At 62.0% G+C, this 25244-nt stretch carries 23 protein-coding genes and 1 pseudogene; 9 read left to right on the top strand and 15 right to left on the bottom strand.

What is annotated here, in order from left to right:
- Positions 1–74: 74 nt before the first annotated feature.
- Positions 75–992, bottom strand: coding sequence for a pirin family protein (locus ACQK2M_RS02455; RefSeq protein ID WP_223478780.1), 918 nt, complete (start codon positions 990–992; stop codon positions 75–77).
- A gap of 159 nt (positions 993–1151) precedes the next feature.
- Between ACQK2M_RS02455 and ACQK2M_RS02450 the strand changes: the two genes are divergently transcribed.
- Positions 1152–1415 carry a hypothetical protein gene (locus ACQK2M_RS02450; RefSeq protein WP_425416477.1) on the top strand — a complete coding sequence of 88 codons (264 nt, stop codon included), beginning with the start codon at positions 1152–1154 and terminating at the stop codon, positions 1413–1415.
- Positions 1416–1419: 4 nt separating this feature from the next.
- Here ACQK2M_RS02450 and ACQK2M_RS02445 read toward each other — a convergent pair.
- The 4 genes and pseudogenes from ACQK2M_RS02445 to ubiE form a co-directional block, all read right to left on the bottom strand.
- Positions 1420–1644, bottom strand: a pseudogene (locus ACQK2M_RS02445) (Lrp/AsnC ligand binding domain-containing protein); the annotation flags it as partial.
- Between the two features lie 36 nt (positions 1645–1680).
- Positions 1681–2922, bottom strand: coding sequence for a bifunctional phosphopantothenoylcysteine decarboxylase/phosphopantothenate--cysteine ligase CoaBC (gene coaBC, locus ACQK2M_RS02440; protein ID WP_425419970.1), 1242 nt, complete (start codon positions 2920–2922; stop codon positions 1681–1683).
- A 304-nt stretch (positions 2923–3226) separates the two neighbouring features.
- Entirely contained in the window at positions 3227–4804 is a 1578-nt protein-coding gene (gene ubiB / locus ACQK2M_RS02435; RefSeq protein ID WP_425416476.1) for a 2-polyprenylphenol 6-hydroxylase, read from the bottom strand.
- A gap of 4 nt (positions 4805–4808) precedes the next feature.
- Positions 4809–5585: a bifunctional demethylmenaquinone methyltransferase/2-methoxy-6-polyprenyl-1,4-benzoquinol methylase UbiE gene (gene ubiE / locus ACQK2M_RS02430; RefSeq protein WP_425416475.1), complete on the bottom strand. Its 777-nt coding sequence runs from the start codon at positions 5583–5585 to the stop codon at positions 4809–4811.
- Positions 5586–5707: 122 nt separating this feature from the next.
- On the opposite strand from ubiE, the gene ACQK2M_RS02425 reads away from it, so the two are divergent.
- The 3 genes from ACQK2M_RS02425 to ACQK2M_RS02415 all read left to right on the top strand — a co-directional run bounded on the left by ACQK2M_RS02425 (position 5708) and on the right by ACQK2M_RS02415 (position 8474).
- Entirely contained in the window at positions 5708–6670 is a 963-nt protein-coding gene (locus tag ACQK2M_RS02425) for an adenosine deaminase (RefSeq protein ID WP_425416474.1), read from the top strand.
- A 101-nt stretch (positions 6671–6771) separates the two neighbouring features.
- The gene (upp, locus tag ACQK2M_RS02420; RefSeq protein ID WP_425416473.1) at positions 6772–7401 is read left to right on the top strand and encodes a uracil phosphoribosyltransferase; all 630 of its coding nucleotides are present in this window, start codon (positions 6772–6774) and stop codon (positions 7399–7401) included.
- A 41-nt stretch (positions 7402–7442) separates the two neighbouring features.
- Positions 7443–8474 (top strand): nucleotidyltransferase family protein, encoded by a 1032-nt coding sequence (locus ACQK2M_RS02415; protein ID WP_425416472.1) that lies wholly within the window; start codon positions 7443–7445, stop codon positions 8472–8474.
- Between the two features lie 11 nt (positions 8475–8485).
- On the opposite strand, the gene ACQK2M_RS02410 is transcribed toward ACQK2M_RS02415, so the two are convergent.
- Positions 8486–10885 carry a glycosyltransferase family 25 protein gene (locus ACQK2M_RS02410; RefSeq protein ID WP_425416471.1) on the bottom strand — a complete coding sequence of 800 codons (2400 nt, stop codon included), beginning with the start codon at positions 10883–10885 and terminating at the stop codon, positions 8486–8488.
- Positions 10886–10987: 102 nt separating this feature from the next.
- Positions 10988–11185: a hypothetical protein gene (locus tag ACQK2M_RS02405; RefSeq protein WP_425419969.1), complete on the bottom strand. Its 198-nt coding sequence runs from the start codon at positions 11183–11185 to the stop codon at positions 10988–10990.
- 272 nt (positions 11186–11457) lie between these two features.
- Here ACQK2M_RS02405 and ACQK2M_RS02400 point away from each other — a divergent pair, with 272 nt between their 5' ends.
- Together ACQK2M_RS02400 and ACQK2M_RS02395 are read left to right on the top strand one after the other, a co-directional pair.
- On the top strand, positions 11458–11745 hold the full coding sequence (locus ACQK2M_RS02400; protein WP_425416470.1) for a PqqD family protein: 288 nt from the start codon (positions 11458–11460) through the stop codon (positions 11743–11745).
- Positions 11746–11885: 140 nt separating this feature from the next.
- On the top strand, positions 11886–12434 hold the full coding sequence (locus ACQK2M_RS02395) for a retropepsin-like aspartic protease family protein (RefSeq protein ID WP_425416469.1): 549 nt from the start codon (positions 11886–11888) through the stop codon (positions 12432–12434).
- 19 nt (positions 12435–12453) lie between these two features.
- On the opposite strand, the gene ACQK2M_RS02390 is transcribed toward ACQK2M_RS02395, so the two are convergent.
- The 6 genes from ACQK2M_RS02390 to cdd form a co-directional block, all read right to left on the bottom strand.
- Positions 12454–13536: an alpha/beta fold hydrolase gene (locus ACQK2M_RS02390; RefSeq protein ID WP_425416468.1), complete on the bottom strand. Its 1083-nt coding sequence runs from the start codon at positions 13534–13536 to the stop codon at positions 12454–12456.
- A 125-nt stretch (positions 13537–13661) separates the two neighbouring features.
- Positions 13662–14975, bottom strand: a complete 1314-nt coding sequence (gene deoA / locus ACQK2M_RS02385; protein ID WP_425416467.1) for a thymidine phosphorylase — start codon at positions 14973–14975, stop codon at positions 13662–13664.
- 17 nt (positions 14976–14992) lie between these two features.
- Positions 14993–17386: an aldehyde dehydrogenase family protein gene (locus tag ACQK2M_RS02380; RefSeq protein ID WP_425416466.1), complete on the bottom strand. Its 2394-nt coding sequence runs from the start codon at positions 17384–17386 to the stop codon at positions 14993–14995.
- Positions 17387–17396: 10 nt separating this feature from the next.
- Positions 17397–18422: a deoxyribose-phosphate aldolase gene (gene deoC / locus ACQK2M_RS02375; protein ID WP_223478794.1), complete on the bottom strand. Its 1026-nt coding sequence runs from the start codon at positions 18420–18422 to the stop codon at positions 17397–17399.
- The gene (locus tag ACQK2M_RS02370; protein ID WP_425416465.1) at positions 18419–19216 is read right to left on the bottom strand and encodes a purine-nucleoside phosphorylase; all 798 of its coding nucleotides are present in this window, start codon (positions 19214–19216) and stop codon (positions 18419–18421) included. Before ACQK2M_RS02370 ends, deoC begins: the two co-directional genes overlap by 4 nt.
- Complete coding sequence (gene cdd, locus ACQK2M_RS02365) at positions 19213–19611, bottom strand: cytidine deaminase (protein ID WP_425416464.1); 399 nt, start codon at positions 19609–19611, stop codon at positions 19213–19215. The genes ACQK2M_RS02370 and cdd overlap by 4 nt, the downstream gene beginning before the upstream one ends.
- Before the next feature lie 213 nt (positions 19612–19824).
- Between cdd and ACQK2M_RS02360 the strand changes: the two genes are divergently transcribed.
- From ACQK2M_RS02360 to ACQK2M_RS02350, 3 genes are all read left to right on the top strand, one after another.
- Positions 19825–20037, top strand: coding sequence for a SlyX family protein (locus tag ACQK2M_RS02360; protein WP_223478797.1), 213 nt, complete (start codon positions 19825–19827; stop codon positions 20035–20037).
- 18 nt (positions 20038–20055) lie between these two features.
- Positions 20056–21852 (top strand): SLC13 family permease, encoded by a 1797-nt coding sequence (locus ACQK2M_RS02355; RefSeq protein ID WP_425416463.1) that lies wholly within the window; start codon positions 20056–20058, stop codon positions 21850–21852.
- Positions 21853–22064: 212 nt separating this feature from the next.
- Positions 22065–22841: a helix-turn-helix transcriptional regulator gene (locus tag ACQK2M_RS02350; protein WP_425416462.1), complete on the top strand. Its 777-nt coding sequence runs from the start codon at positions 22065–22067 to the stop codon at positions 22839–22841.
- A 103-nt stretch (positions 22842–22944) separates the two neighbouring features.
- Here ACQK2M_RS02350 and ACQK2M_RS02345 read toward each other — a convergent pair whose 3' ends face one another.
- Together ACQK2M_RS02345 and ACQK2M_RS02340 are read right to left on the bottom strand one after the other, a co-directional pair.
- The gene (locus tag ACQK2M_RS02345; RefSeq protein WP_425416461.1) at positions 22945–24513 is read right to left on the bottom strand and encodes a hypothetical protein; all 1569 of its coding nucleotides are present in this window, start codon (positions 24511–24513) and stop codon (positions 22945–22947) included.
- 238 nt (positions 24514–24751) lie between these two features.
- Positions 24752–24988, bottom strand: coding sequence for a hypothetical protein (locus ACQK2M_RS02340; protein WP_425416460.1), 237 nt, complete (start codon positions 24986–24988; stop codon positions 24752–24754).
- Positions 24989–25244 lie beyond the last annotated feature (256 nt).

The raw sequence follows: 25244 nt of genomic DNA, 5'->3' as shown, positions 1-25244 counted from the left end.
GACGATAGCACCGGGGGACCGATTGTCGATCCGGAAGAAATGGCCGCCGGATGGAGTGCCGGCGGCCATAAGTCCTAAACGGTGGCGGATTCACGGATGAAGGAGCCGCTGCGAAGGTCGCGGAACGCCTGTTCCAGTTCCTCGCGGGTGTTCATCACGATCGGCCCGTGCCAGGCGACCGGCTCCTTGATCGGCGCGCCTGAGACGAGCAGGAAGCGCACGCCTTGCTCGCCCGACTGCACGACGATCTCGTCGCCTGTTCCGAACACCACCAGCGTTCGGTTGCCCGACATGTCGCGCATATGGACTTCCTCGCCGCCGATTTCCTTTTCCACCAGAACGCCGAACGGTTTCGACGCGTCGCGGAAAGTCGCGGAGCCGGCGAAGATGTAGGCGAAAGCCGAGCGATAGGTGTCGATGGGCAATACCTTGCGCGTATTCGGCGGAATCGAGATATCCAGATATTGCGGATCCGCCGCGACGCCATCGACCGGGCCGCGCTTGCCCCAAAACTCGCCAACCACGACACGCACGCGCGTTCCGTCGTCATCGATGATCTCGGGAATGTCGGTGGCGCCGATATCCTGGTAGCGCGGGGTCGTCATCTTCAGGCTCGACGGCAAATTCGCCCAGAGCTGGAAGCCGTGCATGCGGCCGCGAAAATCGCCCTTCGGCATTTCCTGGTGCATGATGCCCGAACCGGCGGTCATCCACTGCACCGAGCCGGGGCCGAGCGTGCCTGAATTGCCGAGGCTGTCGGCATGGTCGACCGAGCCTTCCAGCACATAGGTGATGGTCTCGATGCCGCGATGCGGGTGCCACGGAAAGCCTGCCTGGTAATCCTGCGGGCGGTCATTGCGAAAATCGTCCATCATCAGGAAAGGGTCGGTCATCGACGGATCGCCGAAACCGAAGACGCGCTCAAGCTTGACGCCGGCGCCTTCCAAGGCGGACTGCGTGCCGGAAATATGTTTCACGGGTCGAATGGACATTTGGGGTCTCCTTGTTGCCCATAAGATAGGACGTTTCAGTCGTCGTTCACAGATTCCCGGATTGCGGACGCATTGTTCAGTCTCGGTGAACGCCGCGCTTTTGGAACCTCGTTGGGGCTGATCCGTTTTCCTCTCAGACAAAAACGAAAGGAGACGACGATGTTCGACAGACCGGACCTTTCTTCCGAAGCCGACATGACGCCGGAAGCGATCGTGGCGGACGGCTTCTTCTCACGCGAGGAGAAACTGGCGCGTCTGCGCGACATGAAGCACGAGCTTTCCCGCAAGGCGGCTGACGGTACCGCCAGTATCGATGCGGTCGAAGACCGCATGGCCGCGATCAACATGGCCGTCTCGGAGGTCAAGCGCGAACAGGCCGGTGACGATACCGGGCAGGCGCTGGGGCGCATGCCGAACGCCTGACAGCTTAAACCGCCTCCAGCGGAACGCCCCTGTTTTCCTTGATCTCCTCCATTACGAAGGAGGCCGAGACATCGGCAAGCGGAACTGCGCGGATCAGTTTCCGGTAGAAACGGTCATAGGCACGCATGTCCGCGACGCGCACCTTCAGCATGTAGTCGAGGTCGCCGCTCATCCGGTAGGCTTCGACCACATGCGGGATCGTGGCGACCGCGCGGCGGAACTTCTCCACACTCGCATTCACAACCGCTTCGGCTGAAACCGAGCGTCAGTCCGCCAGGGTTTCGGCGACCAGCGTCGCCAGCCGAGCCGCGACCTCGTCCTTGGTCATTTCGGGCCACGGATCAGCGCCGTCTGCCGAGAGAAGCGTGATGCGGTTCCGGTCGCCCCCCATCACGCCGGTTCCGCCGATGCCGCTGTCGGGCGAGACATCATTGGCGACAATATAATCAGCCCCTTTTCGCTTCAGTTTGGCGCTGCCATGCTCGACCAGCTTTTCCGTCTCGGCGGCAAAGCCGATGACGAGGCGCGGTCTGAGCGTTTCGTGAGTTCCGATCCCGGCAAGGATATCGGGATTCTCGGTCAACGGCAGGTGCGAGGGGCCCTTGCCGCCTTCCTTTTTCATCTTCTCTCCGGCTTCGGTCGCCGCGCGCCAGTCCGCCACGGCGGCTGCGAAAATCGCCGCGTCGGCGGGCAGGTTGCTTTCCACCGCATCGCGCATCTGCCGGGCAGTTTCGACATGCGTCGTGGATACGCCTGCCGGATCGGCGATCGTCACGGGACCCGCGACGAGCCGGACATCCGCGCCGAGGCGGGCCAGTGCCGCGGCGATGGCGTGGCCCTGCTTTCCGGACGACCGGTTGGCGATATAGCGCACCGGATCGATCGGTTCATGCGTCGGTCCGGAGGTCACGATGATTTTCTTTCCGGCAAGCGGCTTCGGTGATGCGTCCAGCATCACTTCTATCGCCGCAACGATCTCCAGCGCTTCGGCCATGCGCCCTGTGCCGGCTTCGCCCGCTTCGGCCATCTCGCCGGAATTCGGGCCAACAAAGCCGATTCCGTCCGCTTCGAGCATGGTGCGGTTTCGAACGGTCGCCGGGTGGCTCCACATATGCGGGTTCATCGCCGGCGCAATCAGAACCGGCGACCCCGCCGCAAGCAGGATGGTCGAGGCAAGGTCATTGGCAAGCCCCGCCGCCATTTTCGCCATCAGGTCGGCGGTCGCCGGCGCGACGACGATGAGGTCGGTTTCGCGCGCCAGCCGGATGTGGCCGACATCCTGCTCGTCCTCCCGGTCGAACAATTCCGTGAAAACCCTGTCTGCGGCGAGCGCGCCGACCGACAGCGGCGTCACGAACTCGGTGGCTGCCTTCGTCATCACCGGCCGTACCGACGCGCCACGTTCGCGCAGGCGGCGGATCAGGTCGAGGCATTTGTAGGCAGCGATACCGCCGCCGATGATCAGCAGGATGCGCTTGTCTTTTACGGGGCTATGTTCGATTCCCATCGATACCGGCGTTCGATCGTCACGTGCTCCGGTCATGTCGCGGTCTTGCAGGTCGAGCAATTGTTGCGAAGTCGCGCCGATGGCTTCGGCCACTTTTTCGATCATGTCGGCGCGGATGGTCTGTTTCTTGCCGACGATCAGGTCGCGAAGGTAGGAACGCTCCAACCCTGCTTCCAGCGCGGCGGTTACCGGTCGCTTGTTTAACTCGGATAACCGCTTTTCGACAAATTTTCCGATCTTGGACATGGGATATTTCCAACTAAGTTGGAATAATCCAATCACAGAATTACTGTGCCGTAAAGATTTAGCTCACCTGCCAGGCGATCCAGAGCGCCGCCAGCGCTATGATCCAGAGCGCGACCCGTCCCGAGCGGGATTCCCGCGCCTCGGCCTTGCCGATGGCGTTGACCGTTTCGGGATCGAGCTTCATGCCGTGTTCGGCCATGTCGCCGACCTCGTGCGAGAGGCGTTCGGTGCGTTCGGCCAGGTCCGGCAGGGTGCGCGCCAGCCGGCCCAGCGATTCCAACCCGTTCTTGGCATCGGCCAGCATCGCGCCCGGTCCCAGATTGCGCGCAATCCAGTCGCCCACCACCGGCTCCGAGGCCTTCCACATGTTGAAGCGCGGATTGAGCGCGCGGGCGTTGCCCTCGACCACGACCATCGTTTTTTGCAGCAGAAGCAGTTCCGGCCGCGTCTGCATGTCGAAAATATCCGTCACCTCGAACAGAAGCGTCAGCAGGTTGGCCATCGAGATCGTCTCGGCCGGTTGTCCGTGGATCGGCTCGCCGATGGCGCGGATCGCCTGCGCGAAGGCTTCGACATCCTGATGCGGCGGTACGTAGCCCGCCTCGAAATGCACCTGCGCGACGCGCTGGAAATCCCGCGTGATGAACCCGTACAGGATTTCGGCGAGGAACCGCCGTTCCTTAAGGCCGATTCGTCCGGCGATACCGAGATCGACGGCGACGATATCGCCTTTCGGATCGACGAAGAGATTGCCCGGGTGCATGTCGGCGTGGAAGAAGCCGTCGCGCATGGCGTGGCGAAGGAAGTTCTGCACCACTGCGTCGGCCAGTCGGTCGAGATCGTGACCGGCCGCGCGCAGCGCGTCGATTTCGGACATCTTGATGCCATCGACCCAATCGAGCGTCAGCACGTCGCGTCCTGTGCGCAGCCAGTCGACCGTGGGCAGGCGGAAACCCGGATCGTCTTTCGTGTTCTCGCCCATCTCCGACAATGCGGCGGCCTCGAGCCTCAGGTCCATCTCGATCTTGGTCGATTGCGCCAGCGTCTCGGCGATGGCGACCGGGCGCAGGCGCCGCGATGCGGGAATGTACTTTTCCTGCATTTGCGCAAACAGGAAGAACGTGTCGAGATCGCGTGCGAAACGCTGTCTGACACCCGGCCGGATGACCTTGACCGCGACCTTTCGCGTGGTTCCGTCCGGATCGCGCACCGTGGCCGGATGAACCTGCGCGATGGAAGCGGCAGCCACCGGCTCGCCGATCTCGACGAACAGGTCCGACACCGACTGACCCAGAGAATCCTCGATCCGCCGGATCGAGTCCTCCATCGGGAAGCTTTCCATGCGGTCCTGCAGATGCGCGAGGTCGAGCGCGAGATCGAGGCCGATGACGTCTGGTCGTGTCGCGAGAAACTGCCCCAGCTTGGCATAGGAGGGACCGAGCCTGGCGATCGCCCGCGTCATGCGCTCGGCGTTGTCGAGCGAGCGGCTGCGCTTGCGCGCCAGCGCACTGGCGACGCCATGCGCGGTTGCCGCGGGACCGGTCAGCCCGTTCGCGGGAAAGCCCGCGATCACGCCTTCGCGCGCGAGCACCCAGCCGGCGCGGATCATCCGCAATGTCGCCATGAGGGTGTTCATGTGCTCAGAGCTTCCAACCCGAATGCAGCGCCGCGATGCCGCCGGTATAGTTGGTGTAGGTCACCCTGGAGAATCCCGCGTTGCGGATCATTGCCGCGAAATTCTCCTGATTGGGGAATTTAGCGATCGATTCCACGAGGTAGCGATAAGGCTCGCCGTCGCCGGTCACTGCCTGGCCGATACGCGGGATCGCGTTGAACGACCATTTCTCGTAGAGCGTTTCGAGAAGCGGTGTATCCACCTCGGAAAACTCGAGACACAGGAAGCGTCCGCCGCGTTTCAGCACGCGGTAGGCTTCGCCGAGCGCCTTGGGTATATCCGGCACATTGCGAATACCGAAGGCGATTGTGTAGGCATCGAAACTTCCGTCCTCGAAGGGCAGGTCTTCGGCATTGGCCTCGACGAATGCCAGATTGTCGGCCAGTCCGCGCTTCTCCGCCCGTTCGCGCCCGACCTCCAGCATCGAACCGTTAATGTCGAGCACATCGACCTGGGCATTGCCGCGGGATGCCTCTACGATGCGAAAGGCAATGTCGCCCGTGCCGCCTGCGACGTCCAGCGAGTGCCAGGGCCGGTCTTTCGGCGGGTTGAGCGCCGTCACCATGGCGTCCTTCCAGACGCGATGCATCCCGGCCGACATCAGGTCGTTCATCATGTCGTAGCGTTGCGCCACCTTGTGGAACACGTCGTTGACGCGGCCCTGCTTTTCGCCTTCGCCCACCTGCGCGAAGCCGAACGACGTTCTCATCGCGCCGCCCGCTGTGGTTCTCGATTGCGACATGGGTCTGATCCGTTCGTGATGCCTCGGTTTTCAGGAACGTAGCCTATGCAGGCAAACGGGGCCATTGCGCAAGCCGTGCCATCATGTCACGGAGATTTGCCCTTTAAGCGGAGATGTCGCCCATGGTCCTGAAAGCGGAAATCCACTGCCACATCGAAGGTGCGGCGAGTCCCGCTCTTGTCGAGGAACAGGCACGCAAATACGGCGTCGACATTTCCGCCATCATTCGTGACGGCTCCTATGTCTGGTCGGATTTCACGACCTTCCTGCGTGCCTATGACGTCGCGTCGATGCTGTTCCGCTGCGAGGAGGACTATGCGCTTCTTACCGAGACCTATCTCGCCGACTTGGCCGGACAGGGCGCGATTTACTCTGAAGTCTTCATTTCCACTGACCATGCCGTCAATGCGGGGCTGACGCCGGACGCATACATAGTCGGTCTTGCCGAGGGCATGCGCCGCGCGCGGGAAAAGCACGGCATCGAAGGACGGATGATCGCGACCGGTCTCCGCCATGAGGGTCCGGAAGCCGTGGAGCGGGCCGCCCGCTACATCGCCGCCCACCCGCACCCCCTCGTGACCGGGTTCGGAATGGCCGGTGACGAGCGCATGCATGCGCCGGAGGATTTCGCGCGCGCCTTCGATATTGCACGCGATGCCGGGCTCGGTATCACCGTCCATGCCGGGGAACTCGTCGGGGCCGAAAGCGTGCGCGGCGCGCTCGATCATCTGCGGCCCTCGCGCATCGGCCATGGCGTGCGCGCCATCGAGGATGCGGCCCTGGTGCGTCGTCTTGCAGACGAAGGTGTCGTGCTCGAGGTCTGCCCGGGCTCCAACATCGCACTGTCGGTCTTCCACTCCTACGGAGACCATCCTTTCCCGGCACTGCGCGACGCCGGCGTGAAGGTGACATTGTCGTCGGATGACCCGCCCTTCTTCCACACGTCGCTCGCCGCCGAATACGAGATCGCGCGGACGCATTTCGGCCTCGACGACGACGCCCTTTTGGCTGTCACCCGGACGGCGATCGAAGCGGCATTTGTCGACGAGGAAACGCGCAGGGAGCTGCTCGCCCGCATCGGCTGACGGTTTGAGCCTTGGATAGCGGTCGATGACCGCTTCTTGCGGCTTTTCCCGCCGGTCCCGTGCCGCTAGGGTGACGGCACCATTCTTCTGCGAGGTACCCCATGGACAGCGTCACCGTCGTCGATCACCCGCTCGTGCAGCACAAGCTCACCTTCATGCGCAAGAAGGAGTCCTCGACGGCCGGGTTCAGGCGGCTGTTGCGCGAGATTTCGCTGTTGCTCTGCTACGAGGTGACGCGCGAACTGCCGATGACGATGGAAACCATCGAGACGCCGCTGGCCGAGATGCGGTCGCCGGTGCTCGAAGGCAAGAAGCTCGTCTTCGCCTCCGTGCTGCGTGCCGGCAACGGCCTGCTGGAAGGCATGCTCGATCTCGTTCCGTCCGCCCGGGTCGCCCATATCGGTCTCTATCGAGACCATGAGACGCTAGAGCCGGTCGAATACTATTTCAAGGCACCGGAAGATCTCTCCGACCGCCTCGTCATTGTCGTTGACCCGATGCTGGCGACCGCCAATTCTGCCATCGCCGCAATCACAAAACTGAAGGAGCGTGGCGCAAAGGACTTGCGCTTCGTCTGCCTGCTCGCCGCGCCCGAGGGTGTGAAGAAGTTTACCGAGGCGCATCCTGACGTACCGATCGTCACCGCGTCGATCGACGAACGCCTGAACGAGAAGGGCTATATCGTTCCCGGTCTCGGCGACGCCGGCGACCGCATGTACGGCACGAAGTAGCGGCCTGTCCGCTCCGACAGAGTGTTGCGATGGGCAATGCCATGCCTGACGAAAGACCTCGTCTGACGCCGTCACAACAGCGGTTGCTCTGCCGATTGGCGGACCCGGAAGGCGAGCCGCTGGCAGCGGATGCGTTTCCCGTAGCGGAAATCGAACCGGTCCTGCATGCCGCGCGCGACCACAATGTCGAGCCGGTCGTGCTTCGCAAGATCGCCGGGATCGGACTGTCGGAGAACGCGGAATTCGAGCACTACCGCTCATCGGCCGTCAGGGACCGCATGTTCCTGTCGGCGGTCACCAAGGCGCTGGCGGATCAGGCTTCGCGCATCGCGCGGGCGCTGGGCGAGGCAGGCGTTCCACATGCCCTGATCAAGGGCCAGGCCTTCGCCGAAGAGCTGTATCCCGACCCGTCGGACCGCCCCTACTCGGATATTGACATCCTTCTGCCGAGAGCTGCGTTGGCGCGCGCCGGGGAGATCATGCAAACGCTCGATTTCGTCCAGTTCAAGCGCGAGCATTTCGACAAGTCCGAGGCCAACGAGGAACAGAAATGGGGATATGGGGGCGACACGTCCCTTCTCGCCGAACTGCATACCGATATCGTTCATGTCCCGGCTTTGCGACGACGGGTGTCTTTCGGGTTCGATGAGTACGACCTGGCGCGCGGCGGCGGCCAGTGGCCTGCCGCCGGGCATTTCGTCGTCGCGGTCATACATGCCGCCGCGGGTCACAAGTTCCACCAGCTCCGGCTGCTTGTCGATGTGCTTCAGGCGAGCCGTAAACTGTCCGACGACAGCCTGCGCCATTTGGCGGACACCGTCTCGCGCCTGCACATCCAGCCCGAAGTCTCGATGTCGCTATCGCTGATCGACGGCCTTTTCCCGCGGGCGCTTCCCGAAGGCCGGAGAAAGGTCATTCGCGAGGCGCTTCGCCTTCCGCCGTGCTGGAAGATCGTCACGCCTCAGGCGGTGCTGGAGGCGACGGGCGAAGGCTACTGGCGTTCGAAATTCCTGCGCCACGCATTCCGCTATTACCAGATGACACTCGCGCCGAGGCGAAGCCTGGGAGCTTGAAGCAATTCCGGCTAGGCCTTGGCGTAGTGCTCCTGACCTTTGAAATTCGCTTGTGTGGTCAGTTCCGGCTGGATAGCGAGCATCGGCTCGGTGAGTAATTTTCGCTTATCCAGGCGGCCAAGATATTGATCGATGCCGTGATGTACTCCGAGCCAGGATGCCATTGAATCGTGATCGTCGGGAAGGTCTCCCAGTATGCGGTCAAAAACCGTATGATTCACCGCGTAGGACTGCAGGCTCGTTAGGAATTTCGCTTCACGGAATATGCTGCTGCCCGGAACCATATCGAAATCCCTGCCCCATACGGTTGCGCCGAGATAAAGCAGGTCCCAGTCGGTCTTTTCGAGCTCGTCCATAACGACCGGCATGAACTCCATGATCCGGTCATGAAAGATGACGTCATCCTCGAAGATGAATACGTTTCTCAAACCGCGCTGCCGGGCGTCAGCGATGATCGCGCGATGAGAAAGCGCGCAGCCGATATGGTGGTTTTCCGGGGTCTTGATAGCGGGGAACCGCTTGACCAACCGGGAGATGCCGATCTTCTCGAAACGCTTGTCGACGGCGGCATACCGGTCGGGTCGGTCATCGAGATTGATGCACCGTAGCGCATCGAAGCGGTTGAACGGATTCTGAAGTTCGACATCGATCTCCTCCATTGCGCGCTTGGTGAATTCCTTTCCGAGCAGTTCGCCGAAATGACTTTTTAATGGTCCCTCGTCGAGGCCGAGTTCGCGATGACCGATCATGTAATTCCGGATTCTGTCTTCCCAGATCGGCCTGTACGGGATTCCCATTGGCCGTTGAAAACGGTGCAGCCATCGCAGAAATGGCAGGCACAGTGTTCGGTCGCCCCGCTGTCGGAATTTTTCGTGAATGTAGCCTTCTTCGCCGCCGAAGCCGCGGAACTTCAAGTTGAATCCCGGCCAACTGTCGCGTTTGCACACAAACAGCCCGAGACCTTGCATCGGAACTTCGAACGGCTCGGCATCAATATCCTCTGCTCTTTCGTCGACGTCCCACGTGCCGTACATTCCATTGTTCCACTCCGGCTTGAAATGCGTGGAAATCTGATCCAGCCAGTCATACAGCAGCGGACCCTGATACAAATCAGTGCTGTCGGGATGTGCGTCGAGAAAGTCCATAAGGCGTTTGAGAACGCCGGGCGGGAGCAGCACATGACAATCCATGCACAGCACGAAATTGCCGCTGGCTTCGGAAAAAACGACATCCCTGATTGCCGTACCCGACTGACCGGTAAAGGGGACGTAGCGGAGGGTCTTGCAGTGGTTCTCTAATGCCTTGAGATCATCGCCGCATGGTCCGTCCGGGTGATTGTCGATGACGAGAAACTCGATATCGTCCATCAACTCCGGATTGTTCAGGCGTAACGACTGCAGCGTAAAATAGACACCGTCGAAATCGTCGTAAGTTGCCATCCCGATTGTGAGTTTGAATTTCCCTCGCGACGGGGTCGCCGCATTCACTTTCGTCGGAGCACGCACGGGAGGTGCGGTCCGAACGGTTTGTGAAGCCTGATTCTGTCCAAAGGCAGAATGGATCCTGTGCCAGGATTTCGGGTCAGGCGCGGTCTCGATGATATCGTCGATGACATCTTCGAGAACCCCTTCCAATTGTTCGAATTCCCCATAACGGAGTTCAAAGGCGGGGGTCGAATTGGCGAGCTGGGCCAGGCTTGCGAGGCCACCATCGGCCAGGTTTGCCCCGTTCAAATTGTTTTCGAGCAGGCGCAAAGCGGCTTGGCTGGAACTCAGTGGGCGAATTGAGATTTCGGCATCCGCATGAAAGGCCGGAAAAACGATCGCACCTGGCGTCAGAGTTTTACCGGTATATTCGCTCGGAATGGCAACGTGGCTCTTGTCGCCAAATGAATGCTGTTGCGAATTGTCGAAGCCATCTTCTTCAAGCGCCCTGACTGAATCCGCCCGGAGCACCAATGGTCTGCGAAACGGTGTGACTTGCAACGGGTCGGCCAGTGGGACGAAGACGATCTCGTCCGTGCAATATCGGAAGCCGTTCGTCGCCAACCAGGCTGTCAGCGTGGATTTACCGGCACCGGAAATGCCTGCGACAAGAACTGCCTTGCCCTGCCGCTCAACGGCCGCCGCATGAAGTATGACGCCTTTGGACTGATCGGTCACCAGGCCTCGAATGACCGCATCCATGGCGAATTCGGGTAGGTCGCTGGCCTTTAGTTCGGGCACTGGTGGCGAGAAAGGGGTCTCGATAAGAAACGAGTCGTCGCCAGTCTGTTTGATCGAAACCGAGTGGTTGGCGGTGACGTCGAACGCCATTTGGTGTCCGAACAGATACCCGGCCATTTCACCAAAGATATCCGGAACTGTCAGAGAAACCGTCTGACCGGCTAGTTCGATGAGCAACTCAGGCATTTTGCCAGCCGTATGCAGTCTTCCAAAAAATGATGGCCAGCACATTGCCGGCCATTGCGATATAAACGCTAAAGCAGTTTGATCAGTTCTCGATCAACACCCTTACGGAGGGGGTGGGGGCGTCGTCGTGGTCACGGTCGTACCCGAAGTGGTCGTGACCGTAGTCCCGGTCGTAACAGTGGTCGGCGGCGGGGAAGACTGCGCATGCGCCGGTGTGATCACGGAATCGACGATCGGTTTCGTCCACTTGCTCGGCAACATGACTGCCGTTGCGACGCCGCCGATAGCGACCGTTGTCATCACCTGCCTGCGGCTGACGTTCTTTTTGTTGCCTTCCGACATGGACTACCCCTTAGTGAAATCTTGTGGCTTTGTTACGAATGCCCCAAAGCCCTTAACGTTGGGTAACATCGTATGGGGGATGCGGCAAGTTCGAAATCCTGCAGTTCGTGTCGAAACCCTTGTCGGTCGCCAAAATGGTTGACGGGAGACGCCTTGGCGTTGGAGTTACTGGATGAAATGACTATCCGTAAATGAATGCATCCATCAAACCGAACGAGCAGAGCAGGGCCATGACCGCAAACGAATCAGGCGGAAAGCTGACACGCAATGAGGCCTTCTATACGGTGGAAATGGATGGCAACACACTGCTCTATCGCCCGACATCCCAGAACGCTGTTCATCTGGATTCCGTCGCCTCGTTGATCTGGAAAATGTGCGACGGCACGCGCACCGCCGAGGAACTGGCGGGTGAACTGGCCGAAATCTATCCGGAAAGCGCGAATACCGTGAAATCGGACGTGCTGGAGACGGTCGAGATGTTGCTGCAGAGCGGCGCGATATCGGCCGGCGGTGCCTGATTCGCCTATAATCACCTTGAATCGCTAAAATTCCCCGTGATTCGCTTTTGGAGCATTAACCGCCTTTAGGGAATTGGCCGCCGCTTAACCCGCGAAAAAGCGCAGCATGCGAAAACGCCTCCGGCAAGGAGGCCGCGCCGATGTTGCGCTATCTTTTCATCGTTGTTTCCGTGTCGATTTCCGCGCTCGGCGTGGTCTCGTTCCTGAACGACAATCCGCATGTCGTGGACACGGCCGCGATTGCTCTGAAAGATCGCGTGGAAGCCGATTCCGCCCGCCGCGCCGCAGTAAAATCGCAGGAACCGGCCCGCGCGTGGTCCGGCACCGAACGCCTTCGTGCGGACCCGCGCGGACACTACATCGCCGAGTTCAGCCTGAATTCGCGTCGTGTCACAGGCGTCGTCGATACCGGCGCGACGATGATCGCCATGAACCGGTCGCAGGCGCGCAGCGCCGGCATTCATGTTTCACCTTCCGAGTTCATCTACACCGTCAACACAGCCAACGGTTCGACGAAGGCCGCGCGCACCATCGTGCGCGAGGTGCGTCTGGGCTCGATTCGCGTGCGTGACGTCGAGGCGATGATCCTGGAAGACGATTCGCTCAACATCGTGCTGATCGGGATGAGCTTCCTCAAGCGGCTGCGAAACTTTGAATTCTCCAATGGCCAGCTGGTAATGAAGCTCTGACGAGCGGCGCTTCGGTCGGTCAGTGTTTCTCGGCCGTTTCTCCGGCAATCCGGATCAGCGCCTTCGCCCAGGCGAGCGGGGCGTCAAACGGGACGTCGTGCCCGGCGCTTTGGACGATGGTCAGGCTCTTGTCCGGCGCGTCCAGCTCGCCGGCGTAATCCTCGACAAGGCTGACCGGGGTCTGGTGGTCTTCCATCCCCATGATGAAATGCACCGGGATGGGCGATTTCGGAAAGTCCACGAAAAGGTCGTAGTCGAGCGCCTGCTGGACGACCGCGCGTTGCGAGAATTCCAGGCCCTGCGTGTAATTGCCGACTTCGGCCGGCGTGTAATAGGGGCTCTGGCCGCTGGTGGCGTAGTCCTGATAGGCGTCCCACAGGCCTTCGGTGTGAATGTCGCCACCGCCGAACGTATCGAGCAACTCGTTCTTGACGGCGATATCGCCAAAATCGGCCGGATCGAACGGTTCGATTGCCGCCAGCCGCTCCAGCGCCTCCTGATCGCCGGCCTTCTCGGCCTCCGCCTTCACCCACTCATAACCAAGCGTCTGGCTGCGGCGCCAATCGACCCGCTCGCTCGTCGCGATGAAGGCGTGAAATGGTGAACTGTCGCGCTGCAGCGTCAGGAAGCCCAGCGCGCTGCCCCAGGAGACGCCGGTCAGGAAAATCCTGTCCTTGCCGAAACGTCGACGAAGAAGATCGGCAAGTTCCAGCGTATCGTCGATATAGGATGCGACGTCGAGATCCTTGGTCGTCAGTCCGGAGGAGAACGACTTGCCCGCGCCGCGCTGGTCCCAGTGCACCACCACGAAACTGGATTCCAGTTCGGTCGTGTGGAACAGATCCACCCAAGGCATCATCGAGGCGCCCGGCCCGCCATGTAGCACCAGCAGCACCGGTTTGTTACGGTCGCGACCCCGGATCAGGATCCACTGGCCGATGCCGCCGAGATTGAGTTTTTCGAGGGAAATGACGGCGTTTGGCAAGGGATTGCCCGCTTCGTCGACGATTTGGGGCAGATCGCCCTTATCCTGCGCGAAGCCGCCGGCAACGAGCAGGAAAAGAAAGACGACGGCGCTGGTCGCGACCGAAACCACTCGCATCGATTTGCCCCGTGTTCGAATGCCGCCCTCCCACCCGGACGCGGCTCGTCCGGGACTTTAAAGTCCGAGGCAGACGGATTCAACGCGGATGGCGCCATTCTCTCCGGAGGCGCCCCGGAAACGGTCTAGCTGACGATCCGTTCGGCGACCGGCTCGGCAACCTCTGGGTTGGTTTCGGAGATCACGTAGGCGGCAAGTATCGCGTCGCGCGCGACGGCGAGCGATGCCTCGTCGCGCGCATGCACAACCGCCAGGGGCGCACCCTTTTCGACGGCGGTGCCCGTGTCGACGAGCCCGGTAATCCCGACCGCATGGTCGATCTTGTCTTCCGACCGCCGCCTTCCGCCGCCCAGTTCGACCACCGCGATGCCGATATCGCGTGTCGAGATCGAGGTAACATGGCCGGCTTCGGGGGCATCCACGGTCGCAGTCAATGCCGCTTTTTCCAGATGCGCCGCATGGTTCTCGACGAAATCGGACGGCCCGCCCAGCACATGCACCATTTTGCCGAACGTCTCTGCTGCCGCGCCGCTGTTCAGCGCATCGCGGGCACGTGAGAGCGCGGTTGCCGGCGAGGAGTCCAGTTCCGAAACAACGAGCATTTCGGCGGCGAGCGCCAGCGTCACGGTTTCCAGACGCGGGTCGCGATGCACTCCGGTGAGGAATTCCACCGCATTCGTCACTTCCACCCCATTGCCGGCTGCCGACGCCAGCGGCTGGTTCATGTCGGTCATCAGTGCGGTGGTCTGCGTACCTGCGCCATTGGCGACCTTGACGAGTGTCTTCGCCAGTTCCCGCGCCTTGTCGTAGTCCGCCATGAAGGCGCCGTTGCCGAATTTCACGTCCAGCACGAGAGAGCCGAGTCCCGCCGCGAGCTTCTTCGAAAGGATCGAGGCCGTGATGAGCTGGATGCTCTCGACCGTCGCCGTCACGTCGCGCACACCGTAAAAACGCTTGTCGGCGGGCGCCAGATCGGCCGTCTGGCCGATGATCGCGCAACCGGCTTCCTCGACCGCGCGCCGGAACAGCGCGTTGTCGGGCTGTGTCGTGTAACCGGGTATGGAATCCATCTTGTCGAGCGTGCCGCCGGTGTGGCCGAGCCCGCGCCCGGAGATCATCGGCACCCCCAACCCGCAGGCTGCGGCGATCGGTGCCAGCATCAGCGAGACATTGTCGCCAACGCCGCCCGTCGAGTGCTTGTCGCAGATCGGCCGGTCGATCCCTGACCAGTCGAGCACATCTCCGGAGTCGCGCATGGACAAGGTCAGCGCCACGGTCTCATCGGCTGAAAGCCCGTTGAAGAAGACGGCCATGGCGAAAGCCGAGATCTGCGCATCGGTCACCGATCCTTCGGTGATGCCACGCACGAACTCCGCGACAGCATCTGCTGCGAGGTCGCCGCCGTCGCGTTTTCGCCGAATGAATTCCTGGGCCAGCATGAAAAATTCCTTTTCGGTCAGACGCCGAACGGCGTCCAGATTGTCTTGATGCGCGTCGCCCGGAACAGGAACTCTTCGCCTTCGCCCTGTTCGGCGTCGAACCAGTCCCGCGCCTTGCCGTTATTCGCCCAGACGGGTTTCAGATTGCCGGCGGATTCGCGCTCGGCCTTTGCCGTGCCATCGGCCGATCCGAAATACCAAAGCGCCGCGATGTCGTCGTGTTTCGCCATCGTGTCGGCCAGCGTATCGCGGTCGCCCGTCACGATGTTGACGACGCCGCCCGGCACGTCGGACGTGTCGAGAATCTGGTAGAGATCGCATGCCGCAAGCGGCTGCAGCGGCGAAGGCGTGACGACGACCCGGTTGCCCATGGCAATCGCCGGCATGACCAGCGACACGAAGGAGAGCAGTGGCGCTTCGTCCGGACAGGAGATACCGATCACTTCGTAAGGCTCGTTGAGTGCGAGCGAGAGCATGCGCGCCGCCGGCGCGCGCACCGCGCCGTCATATTTGTCCGCCCATGCCGCGTAATGCATGATTCGCGCAACCGAGGCATCGACCTCGCGTTTGGCGAACGCGGCGGACGCTCCGGCTTCCGCCAGCCTTGCCGAAAACTCCTTTGCGCGAAGTTCGAGGTTCTCGGCGAGGAAATAGAGTACTTGTGCCCGTCCGTGCCCGGTCATGCCGTTCCAGCCCGTCGCCTTGTGCGCGGCTTCGACGGCATTGCGGATGTCCTTGCGGTTGCCCAGGCCGACTTCGGCGAGGTGCTTTCCCCCTTTGCCCGTAACCGGGTAGGAGTAGCCCGAGTCAGGCCGCGCCTGCTTGCCGCCGACATACATCTTCACGGTCCGGTCAAGGCTGACGCCATCCCCACCGGGCCCGGGCAACGGCGCGGGAATCGGATCGGAGGCCGGCAGGGCCTTCGCCTTTTTCTGCCAGGCGGGAACGAGGTATTCGAGCATCCCCTCGCGGCCGCCTTCCCGGCCGTAGCCGCTTTCCTTGTAGCCGCCGAAACCGGCCGCCGCATCGAACAGGTTGGTGGAGTTGATCCAGACCACGCCCGACTTCACCTTGCGCGCCGTGTCGAAAGCCTCGTCAAGATTTTGCGACCAGATCGAGGCTGCGAGCCCATAGCGGGAATTGTTGGCGAGCTGAACCGCTTCGCCCGGCGTACGAAAGGTCATCGAGGCGAGTACCGGCCCGAACACCTCTTCCTGCGCCAGTGTCGAGGCCGGCGAAACATGGGTGAACAGGGTGGGCGGAAAGAAGCAGCCTTCGTTGCGGCCGGTGATACGGTCGGCCCAGCTCGGCTGCCACAGGGCCGCGCCTTCCTCGACGCCCGCCTTCACCTTCGCCGCGATCTGCTCGACCTGAACCGGCGCAACGACCGCACCCATGTCCATCGCCTTGTCGAGCGGGTCGCCGACGCGCAGTTTTTCCATGCGCGCCTTCAGCTTCTCGTGGAAGCGGTCCGCGATGCCTTCCTGCACAATGGCGCGCGAGCCCGCGCAGCACACTTCGCCCTGGTTGAACCAGATCGCGTCGACCACGCCTTCCACCGCCGCGTCGATATCGGCGTTGTCGAAGACGATGAAGGGCGACTTGCCGCCGAGTTCCAGCGAGAACTTCTTGCCCGACCCGGCGGTCTGGCGGCGCAATATGCGGCCGACCTCGGTCGAACCGGTAAAGGCCAGCTTGGCGACGTCTTCATGCGCGGCAAGCGCCGCGCCTGCCTCGCCGTCGCCGTTGACGAGGTTGAAGACGCCGGCCGGCAGGCCCGTCTCCACGCAGATTTCGGCGAATGCGAGCGCCGTCAGCGGCGTGTGTTCGGCCGATTTCAACACCACGGTACAGCCCGCGGCCAGTGCCGGCGCGACCTTCCAGGAGAGCATCAGCAGCGGGAAGTTCCACGGGATGATCTGGCCGCAGACGCCCACGGCCTCATGGCCGGGAAACGACCGGTCGCGAAGTTCCGCCCATCCGGCGTGATGATAGAAATGCCGGGCGACCAGCGGAATGTCGATATCGCGCGTCTCGCGGATCGTCTTTCCGTTGTCGAGCGTTTCCAGCACGGCGAGAAAGCGCGCATGTTTCTGGACATGGCGCGCCAGCGCATAGAGATGCCGCGCCCTCTGATTGCAAGACAAGGCCTGCCATTTCTTCGAAGCCTTGTGCGCGGCGGCGACGGCTTCGTCGATGTCCTTCGCATTGCCTCGCGCGACTTTCGCCAGCGGCGCGCCATTGGCGGGATTGGAGGCTGCGAAGGTCTTCTTGCCGGGTTTGGTAAAGTCGCCGCCGATGAAATGGCCGAAGCCGTTGCTGTGTTTTTCCAGCCAGGCGCGCACGTCTTTCGCGTCCTCGGGCGCCGGGCCGTACTCCATCGTGTCGAGAATGTTGCTGATGTCGTTCATGGCGCGTCCCTCAGGCGATGCCGTGCCGGTCGGCCGACGAATAGCGGCCGGTGACGAAATGCTCGATCTGGCGTTCGATGTCGCCGAGCAGCGAGCTTGCGCCGAAGCGGAAGAGATCGGGCTTCAGCCAGGGATCGCCCAGTTCCTCCTTCATCAGGATCAGCCAGGCGATCGCGTCCTTGGCGGTGCGGATGCCGCCGGCCGGCTTGAAGCCGCAGACATTGCCCGTCGCTTCGAGGAAATCCCTTACCGAGCGCACCATGACGAGGCTCACCGGAAGCGTCGCGTTCACTGCCTCCATGCCGGTTGACGTCTTGACGAAATCCGCGCCTGCCATCATCGCAACCATCGAGGCCTTGTAGACATTGGTGAGCGTTTTCAGTTCCCCGGTCGCCAGGATCGCCTTCATATGCGCCTCGCCGCAGGTCTCGCGCATTTCGCGCACTTCCTCGTAGAGCGCGGTCCAGTTGCCGGTCAGGACATGACGGCGGGAGATCACGATATCGATCTCGTGCGCGCCGTGATCGACCGCGTATCGGATCTCGGCGAGCCGGTCGCGCATCGGCGTCAGCCCGGCCGGAAAGCCTGTCGCCACCGAGGCCACGGGAACGCCGGATCCTTCCAGGGCACTGACCGCCGGTGCGACCATCTCCGGATAGACGCAGACCGCGCCGGTCGTCAGCCGCCGTCCTTCGAGGCCGAGCGCCTTGACGAGATCGGCGCGCAGCGGATTGCGTGCCTTGGCGCAAAGCCGCTCGACACGCCCGGGCGTGTCGTCGCCCGCCAGTGTCGTCAGGTCGATGCATTCGATGGCGCGCAGCAGCCAAGCCGCCTGCCACTCCTTCTTGACCGTGCGTCGCGTCGTCAGCGCCGCGGTCCGGCGCTCGGCCGCCGACAGGTTGACCGAGATGTTCTCGAACAGGTCGGGCCGGAAATCCGTTCCCGTGTTGCGCGCGCGGGTCGCCGCAAGAGAAACCAGTTGCGATCCCGTCGCGCTCTTTGCGCCGGTTTCCGCCGTTTCCGCCATGGATGTCATTGCATGTCCCCGATGGCCCGCGTCAGGATCGCCTGCAGCTTCCCGCCGCCGATCGGCGCCATGTCCTTGGTCTCGGTATGCGACAGTTCCCCGCCGGTCATCCCGGCTCCGTAATTGGTGATGACCGAACAGGCGGCGCATGACAGGCCGAGGAAACGCCCCAGGATGACCTCCGGCACGGTCGACATGCCGACCGCGTCCGCACCCATCGTCCGGGCCATGCGGATTTCCGCCGGTGTTTCGAAGCTCGGTCCGGAAAACCACATATAGACACCATGGCCGATGGCGATGCCTTCGTCCTCGGCCGCTTTTTCGATGCGTTGGCGCAACTCCGTGTCATAGGCCGACGTCATGCCGACGAAACGCGCATCGCTCTCTTCGCCGATCAGCGGGTTGGTGCCGGAGAAATTGATGTGGTCGGTGATCAGCATCACCGAGCCGGGCGGCAGATCCTCGCGCAGCGAACCGGCGGCGTTGGTCAGGATCAGCTTCTCGATGCCGAGGCCCTTGAGTACCTCCAGCACCGGTCGCATCGCCGCCGCATCGCCCTTCTCGTAGTAATGCACGCGGCCGGACAGAAGCAGCACCGGCGTTCCGCCGATCGAGCCCGCCACGACTTCGCCGGCATGGCCGCTGACGCCGCTTTCCGGGAAGCCCTGCAGGGTCGAATAGGGCACGTGAACTGCGTTTTCGACGGCTTTCACCAGACCGCCCAGCCCGGATCCGAGCACGAGCGCAACGCGCGGGACGAGGCCGTTCAGCGCCTCGATGATGGTGTCGCTGGCCGTCTTCATGTCGAAAGGATCTCCGTCTTGAACCCAAGTGGCAGGAGGTCGGCCATGGTCATCGTTTTGGTGATGCCGGCCTGGTCGGTCAGGTGCACGCGGGCATCCGGTGGGGCGAATTCGGCGAGCCTCTGCCGGCAGCCGCCGCAGGGCGTGCATTCGTCGAGCCGTTCCGCCGTGACGCAGATATCGGTGATCCTGCCGCCGCCGCCCATCACGTAATGCGACAGCGCGCTCGTTTCCGCGCACCAGCCTTCCGGAAAGCTCACCACCTCGATATTCGCGCCGGTGAAGACCCGTCCGTCCTCGGTCAGGATCGCCGCTCCGACGGGAAATTTCGAATAGGGCGAATGTGTCTTCGCCATGGCCTCGCGCGCAGCCGAAAAAAGGTCGTCCAGTGTCATTCCGTTGTGTCCCGGCGGTATCCGGCCGCCGATACCGGCCCGCGCTCGGACGCGCGGGAATTTGAGGTTCCGCCGCGACCGTAGCACGGCTTTGCCCCGATTCCAGCCGCGAAAAGGCGCCGTTACCCGCGATGTCGCATTGCGCGCAATGCTAGTCCCTTTCCGCAACTCCCGGACCCCGCTAGAATGAAAGGTGACCGCAGGGAGATGCGCATGGCCAAAAGCGACACGGATCGGCTGGACGAATTGGAAATCCTCGCCGCCCATCAGGCGCGCATCATCGAGGATCTGAACGATACGGTGATCCGGCAGGGCCGCGCGATCGACCGCCTCGAACGCCTGGTCGAGGCGCTTGTCGAACGTTTCAGGACGGTAGAGGAGCAGGTTCAGTCCGGTGTTCCCGTCGCCAAACCGCCGCATTGGTAACCCGGGGTCGTCGATTCGATGCCTGACTTGATGCAATACGGCGTCGTTGCGCCGTCTGTCGTCGCGCTCGTCATCCTGGCGATGCTGGTGGCTTTCGTCGCCGAATGGCGTCCGCCGGAAATCACGGCAGGTGTCGCCGTGTCGGTTCTGCTGGTCACCGGCATTCTCGACATCTCCGATGTTCTCGGCGTTCTGTCGTCGAGCGCGCCGGCGACGATCGGGGCAATGTTCGTCCTGTCGGCGGCGCTGATCCGCACGGGCGCGATCGAGCGTTTCGCCCGTTTCGTCACCACCCATGCGCGAACCTCGCCCATGGTCGCCTACCTGGCATTCCTCGTGGCGGTGGCTGCGGCCTCCGCCTTCATGAACAACACACCGCTGGTCATGTTGATGATCCCGGTCGCGACCTCGATGGCCCGCGAGATGGGGGAATCCCCGTCGCGCATCCTGATCCCGCTGTCCTATGCGGCGATCCTTGGCGGCACCTGCACATTGATCGGAACCTCGACCAACCTGCTGGTAGACGGTGTCTCCCGCGACCTCGGCCTTGAGCCCTTCCATATTCTCGAAATCGCGCCCGTCGGCATCGTCATCACGCTGCTCGGCATCGCCGCAATGATGCTCGGGCGCCGATTGCTGCCGGATCGCGAGACGGTTTCGGGTGTCGCCGGGTCGCCTGCGGACCGCAAGTTCATCGTCCAGGCGGTGATCGACGAGGATTCGCCCCATGTCGGCGCGCTGGTGCGCTCGATCGGAGCCTTCAACAGGCCGGATCGCCGTCTGGTCGACGTCATTCGCGCCAACGTCTCGCTGCGCCGCGAACTTGACGAGACCGCGCTGGAAGCGGGCGACATCGTCGTCCTGCGCACGCCGGTCGCGGAAATCCTTTCGATGAAGGAAGAGAGCGGCGTGACGCTCGGCGCGGCGAGCCGCATCCATCAGACGGCGGCGCGCTCCTCGGCGGTTGTCGAGATCCTCATCGGCCCCGGCGCGCGCGTGCTCGGACGCACCTTGCGGCATTTGCGGCTTTGGCGGCGCTACGGCGTCTACCCCATGGCGCTGCATCGCGGCGGCATGAACATGGCCGACAGTTTCGAGACCACGCCGCTGACCGTCGGCGACACGCTTCTGGTCGAGGGCGCCCCGGAAGACCTCGCCCGATTCGCGGAAGACAACAATCTCGTCAATGTCGCACAGCCGAGCGTTCGCGGTTTCCGGCGCGCCAAAGCGCCATTGGCGATCGCCATCACGGCAGGCGTGGTTATCGGCGCGGCCGCTGGCGTCATGCCGATTGCCGCTCTCGCGCTGATCGGCGCGGTGCTGGTTCTCGTCTTGCGCTGCGTCGAGGTCGATGAGGCGGTGCAATCTGTCGATTGGCGCGTGCTCGGTCTGATCTTCGCGATGCTGTCTGTCGGCGTGGCGATGGATCGCACGGGCCTGGTTCGCATTGTCGTGGATGCCGCCGCGCCGCTGCTCGCCGGATTTCCGCCGTTGGTCGCGCTCGCTGCCGTCTATATCCTGGCGACCGTGCTGACCGAGATCGTCACAAACAACGCGGTTGCCGTCATCGTCACGCCTGTCGCGGTCGGTCTTGCCGCAACGTTGGGTCTCGACGCGCGGCCTTTCGTCGTCGCGGTCATGGTTGCAGCCTCTGCAAGCTTCATGACGCCCATCGGCTATCAGACCAACACCTTGGTTTACAACGCCGGTGGCTACCGTTTCTCCGACTTCCTGCGTCTTGGATTCCTGATGGATATGACGACGTTTGTATCCGCAATGATTGTTATTCCGATGGTTTGGCCGCTGACCGATTGATATTACGCATTATTGCGGCGCCTTATTCTTTTTTACTTGGCGGATAAATTCTCGAAAGTTTGAAGTTATTATCTGGAAATATGAGGGTTTCTGTCCGAATTTCATTACGGATTTCGATAGTTATTTCTTGCTGGTTTATCTTGGCTAAAAAGTGCATCTAGTATATATATTATCCGGGTCGCATTCCCGGTATCGCTTCGGGGGGTAGCCAGATGCAAGATATCCGAAGATTGCACGGTGACGAGGACACGCATGGAGCTGCGACCAAGTTAACCGGTGAATCTGTCGAGGCAGTCAGGCAGATCGCAGGCGCCCGCACCAGCTACGACATTTTCAAGATACTAAAGAACTACCTTCCCGCCTTTGGCCTCGATTATTTTATCGTTTTCGTTTCGCGAGACGACGGGGAAACCAAGCTCGATGACAGGGTTATTCTCACCAATTGGGACAGCGAAGTAATTCACCGCTGCATGGACGAGGACTATTATCACTGGTCCTTTGTCCAGGAATTGCGCAATTCCGTCTTGCCAGAGGTCAAGTCGTTGACCCGTTATCTTGAAAACGGCGACGAAGCGGACAATCCGGAACTCGGCAAATTCCTTTTGGCGCGCGGTTACAATGCATTCGTTCATCTGCCGGCGCGCAGCAGCATCGGGCGCGTCGGGATGATTTCCTTTGCCGGCCGCCGCGACGATGTGGGTATTGGCGAGATGATGCAGCTCAATTTCGTCGCGGAACATGCATTCGAACAGTTGATCCGCATCGTCGGTGATGTTGACGCACGCGAGAATCCTCTGAGCGAACGTGAGATCGAATGCCTGAAGGCGGCGGCGCGGGGATTCAGCGTGGCGGAAACCAGCGAGCGCGTCGGGATCACCACGCACACGGTCAATTATCACCTCGCCAATGCGCAGAAAAAGCTTGAGGCGCGCAACAAGCTGCAAGCTGTCGTCAACGCGATACAGCATGGCTGGCTCGGAAAGTACTGAGCTTCGCTTAGAATTGCGGAATCAAAAAGCCCGTGCGTTTCACCGGATACGCACGGGCTTTCCTTCTGACCGGGACCCGAGTTGCCCCGTGTCATGAAAGGGTTCAGAATTCGCCGGACAGGCCGGCGCGCGCACCGGGCACGCCGGTTGCATTCAGGCTCATTGCCGCATTGAAACTCACAGGTGTGCTTCCGGGCAGCCGGTGCGCCACGGCGAAGCCGGACGCCCATTCTCCCTTGAACGTCGCCACATTCGCCGCCCAGGTCGTGCGTCCCGGCGCCGATGGCATCGGTGCCTGCGCCATCGACATGGCGGCCGCGATACCCTGCCGCGATTCGGTACGCACGTCGTCGATCCGGTTGCTGAGTTCGGTGACGTCGCTGTCGAAATTGTTGATGATATCGGCCAGCAGGTCTTCGGCTGCGACGGTTGCGAGATTGCCGCCTGCGTCCGAGGTCACGATACCGACCGGACCGGATTGCGCCGCCAGGCTCGCCGCCGAGGAGACGCCCGACATGGTGTAGGTGTTGGCTGCCGTGCCGAAGCTCATTTGCCCGGCGCGGGTGGTCTTCGCGCCTGCGCCGATGGCCGTGGATCCGTCTTCGTCGGCGGTTGCGCCCGTGCCCACGGCGGTCGCGCCCGCGCCTCCGGCGGATGCCGATGTGCCATAGGCCGTGGCCTCCGAGCCTCCGGCGCTCGATCCGTAGCCGGTCGCCAGCGCGTCATCGCCAGTGGCGCTTGCGTCCGCGTAGCCGCTCGTATTGTTGGCCGCGATCACGCCGAAGCCGCTGTCGAGCGCTGCAAGCGCTGATCCGACGTCGTTGTAGACCGATCCCCGGATCGTATAGCTCGGACCGGTGAAAATCCCCGTCGTGGCGTCGAAGCCCGCACCGCCGCCGATCGCGCCTGCAAGATCGTTCCCCACGGTGCGCAGCTGACGCACATTGACCGCATCGGTGTCCTCGGTGCCGCCGGCGACATTGGTGATCTGGCGCTCGTTGCCGGCCGAACCGACGGAGAAGGCGCCGGTAGTCGATGCGACAGCCGTTCCGGAGAAGTCTTCCGCGCCGCCGCCCATGCCGGCACGATCGGCCGTCGAATCCGCGCCGATCGCAACTCCGCCTTCCGCGGTTGTCGACGAATCCCTTCCGATCGCCACGCCGTCGACCGCATCCACGGACCCTCGCAAGCCGAGCGCGATCGCGCTGGTGGCGGTCGGGTCCGTGTCGGCATCGTTGCCGATGGCGATCGAGTTGATTTCGCCTGCATTGGCCAGGGGATTGGACGTGCCGCCCAGCGAACTGACCGTGCCGCCGCCGATCGCGATACCGGCGTCCTCGTCGATGACGATATCGTCTGCGACCAGGTTGCAATTGTCCGAACTCGTCACCGGATTGTTGTCCTCGTCGAGAACCGTCAGTCCTATATTCTCCTGGCTCAGGACATCGACGATATTGGTGTTTACATCGCCGATGATCGCGTTGAGCACCGGGTCGAGCAGCCCTGAAAGCAGGCCGGATGACGTGTCGGTCACCGGATTGAGCAGCGGAATGTCCACGCTGAGCCCGGTACAAACATCGACCAACGATTGCGCCTTGGCTGGCGAGAAAGTTGAAAAGGCGCCGATCGCAATGAGCGACGACGCTGCGGCCAGTCTGAATCGGTACGGCATACTCGTATCCCCGGTGAAACCCCAACCGGATGAAGTGAGCCACGGGCATGCTTAGCAGGCGGATAAATGGGAACTGTATTTACAGGCTGCAGTGAAGTCCTGCGTAAATGTTCAGGATAAAAAAGAATGAACTGTTAAGCCGTGTAAAGACTCAAGACACAGTAACCCAGCCAATTTCACTGTGATAATTTATAGGATTGGCGAAAATGCCGTTCACTGCCCGGTTGGCGTGAAGAGCTCAGCGCGGATAGGCGCCGGGCTGCACCTTGCACCAGTCGGGATCGTCACCTGTCACGTCGAGAATTGCCTGGCGCAACGCCGCCGTTAGTGTCTGGACCGCCCTGTAGTCGGAACCACGCGGTTCCAGCGCATGAAGATAGCCTGCAAGGCCGTGATGAAATTTCGTGATGTCGCCCACGAACCGGGCGCGTTCGGTTTCGGTCATGGACCGGCGGCGTGTGTGGCGTCGTACCATCGGGATCTCCCCGTGATATGTATCGCCGCGACATACCGATGCCGCGAAACCGTCCGGCGATCAACCGCCAGCGGCGACACAATCGGACGTCATTTTATCGGATCAGTACGGTTCGCGCTGCAACAGCAATGCCGATACCAGCAAACCCGAGACAAACGCGATCACCGCGAACCCAATCAACCAGACCATCGTAACCCACCCACTCGATGTCGGCAGCATGATCGCCGCCCCGGGTTAATCGAGCGTGAACCGCATT

The organism is Oricola indica (assembly GCF_965227485.1).
GTDB classification, from domain to species: Bacteria; Pseudomonadota; Alphaproteobacteria; order Rhizobiales; family Rhizobiaceae; genus Oricola; species Oricola indica.
The sequence above is the reverse complement of the archived record's forward strand: the minus strand, read 5'-3'. Positions and strand labels throughout refer to the sequence as shown.

Bases quoted from the DNA above. Each gene is read 5' to 3' on its own strand.
- ACQK2M_RS02360 (WP_223478797.1), top strand. From the start codon at position 19,825: ATGGCCAAAAGCGACACGGATCGGCTGGACGAATTGGAAATCCTCGCC.
- upp (WP_425416473.1), top strand. From the start codon at position 6,772: ATGGACAGCGTCACCGTCGTCGATCACCCGCTCGTGCAGCACAAGCTC.
- ACQK2M_RS02405 (WP_425419969.1), bottom strand. From the start codon at position 11,185: ATGACAACGGTCGCTATCGGCGGCGTCGCAACGGCAGTCATGTTGCCG.
- ACQK2M_RS02415 (WP_425416472.1), top strand. From the start codon at position 7,443: ATGCCTGACGAAAGACCTCGTCTGACGCCGTCACAACAGCGGTTGCTC.
- ACQK2M_RS02355 (WP_425416463.1), top strand. From the start codon at position 20,056: ATGCCTGACTTGATGCAATACGGCGTCGTTGCGCCGTCTGTCGTCGCG.
- ubiB (WP_425416476.1), bottom strand. From the start codon at position 4,804: ATGAACACCCTCATGGCGACATTGCGGATGATCCGCGCCGGCTGGGTG.
- ACQK2M_RS02395 (WP_425416469.1), top strand. From the start codon at position 11,886: ATGTTGCGCTATCTTTTCATCGTTGTTTCCGTGTCGATTTCCGCGCTC.
- ACQK2M_RS02410 (WP_425416471.1), bottom strand. From the start codon at position 10,885: ATGCCTGAGTTGCTCATCGAACTAGCCGGTCAGACGGTTTCTCTGACA.
- ubiE (WP_425416475.1), bottom strand. From the start codon at position 5,585: ATGTCGCAATCGAGAACCACAGCGGGCGGCGCGATGAGAACGTCGTTC.
- ACQK2M_RS02455 (WP_223478780.1), bottom strand. From the start codon at position 992: ATGTCCATTCGACCCGTGAAACATATTTCCGGCACGCAGTCCGCCTTG.
- ACQK2M_RS02345 (WP_425416461.1), bottom strand. From the start codon at position 24,513: ATGCCGTACCGATTCAGACTGGCCGCAGCGTCGTCGCTCATTGCGATC.
- ACQK2M_RS02425 (WP_425416474.1), top strand. From the start codon at position 5,708: ATGGTCCTGAAAGCGGAAATCCACTGCCACATCGAAGGTGCGGCGAGT.
- deoA (WP_425416467.1), bottom strand. From the start codon at position 14,975: ATGCTGGCCCAGGAATTCATTCGGCGAAAACGCGACGGCGGCGACCTC.
- ACQK2M_RS02350 (WP_425416462.1), top strand. From the start codon at position 22,065: ATGCAAGATATCCGAAGATTGCACGGTGACGAGGACACGCATGGAGCT.
- cdd (WP_425416464.1), bottom strand. From the start codon at position 19,611: ATGACACTGGACGACCTTTTTTCGGCTGCGCGCGAGGCCATGGCGAAG.
- ACQK2M_RS02380 (WP_425416466.1), bottom strand. From the start codon at position 17,386: ATGAACGACATCAGCAACATTCTCGACACGATGGAGTACGGCCCGGCG.
- ACQK2M_RS02340 (WP_425416460.1), bottom strand. From the start codon at position 24,988: ATGGTACGACGCCACACACGCCGCCGGTCCATGACCGAAACCGAACGC.
- coaBC (WP_425419970.1), bottom strand. From the start codon at position 2,922: ATGGGAATCGAACATAGCCCCGTAAAAGACAAGCGCATCCTGCTGATC.
- ACQK2M_RS02390 (WP_425416468.1), bottom strand. From the start codon at position 13,536: ATGCGAGTGGTTTCGGTCGCGACCAGCGCCGTCGTCTTTCTTTTCCTG.
- deoC (WP_223478794.1), bottom strand. From the start codon at position 18,422: ATGACATCCATGGCGGAAACGGCGGAAACCGGCGCAAAGAGCGCGACG.
- ACQK2M_RS02370 (WP_425416465.1), bottom strand. From the start codon at position 19,216: ATGAAGACGGCCAGCGACACCATCATCGAGGCGCTGAACGGCCTCGTC.
- ACQK2M_RS02450 (WP_425416477.1), top strand. From the start codon at position 1,152: ATGTTCGACAGACCGGACCTTTCTTCCGAAGCCGACATGACGCCGGAA.
- ACQK2M_RS02400 (WP_425416470.1), top strand. From the start codon at position 11,458: ATGACCGCAAACGAATCAGGCGGAAAGCTGACACGCAATGAGGCCTTC.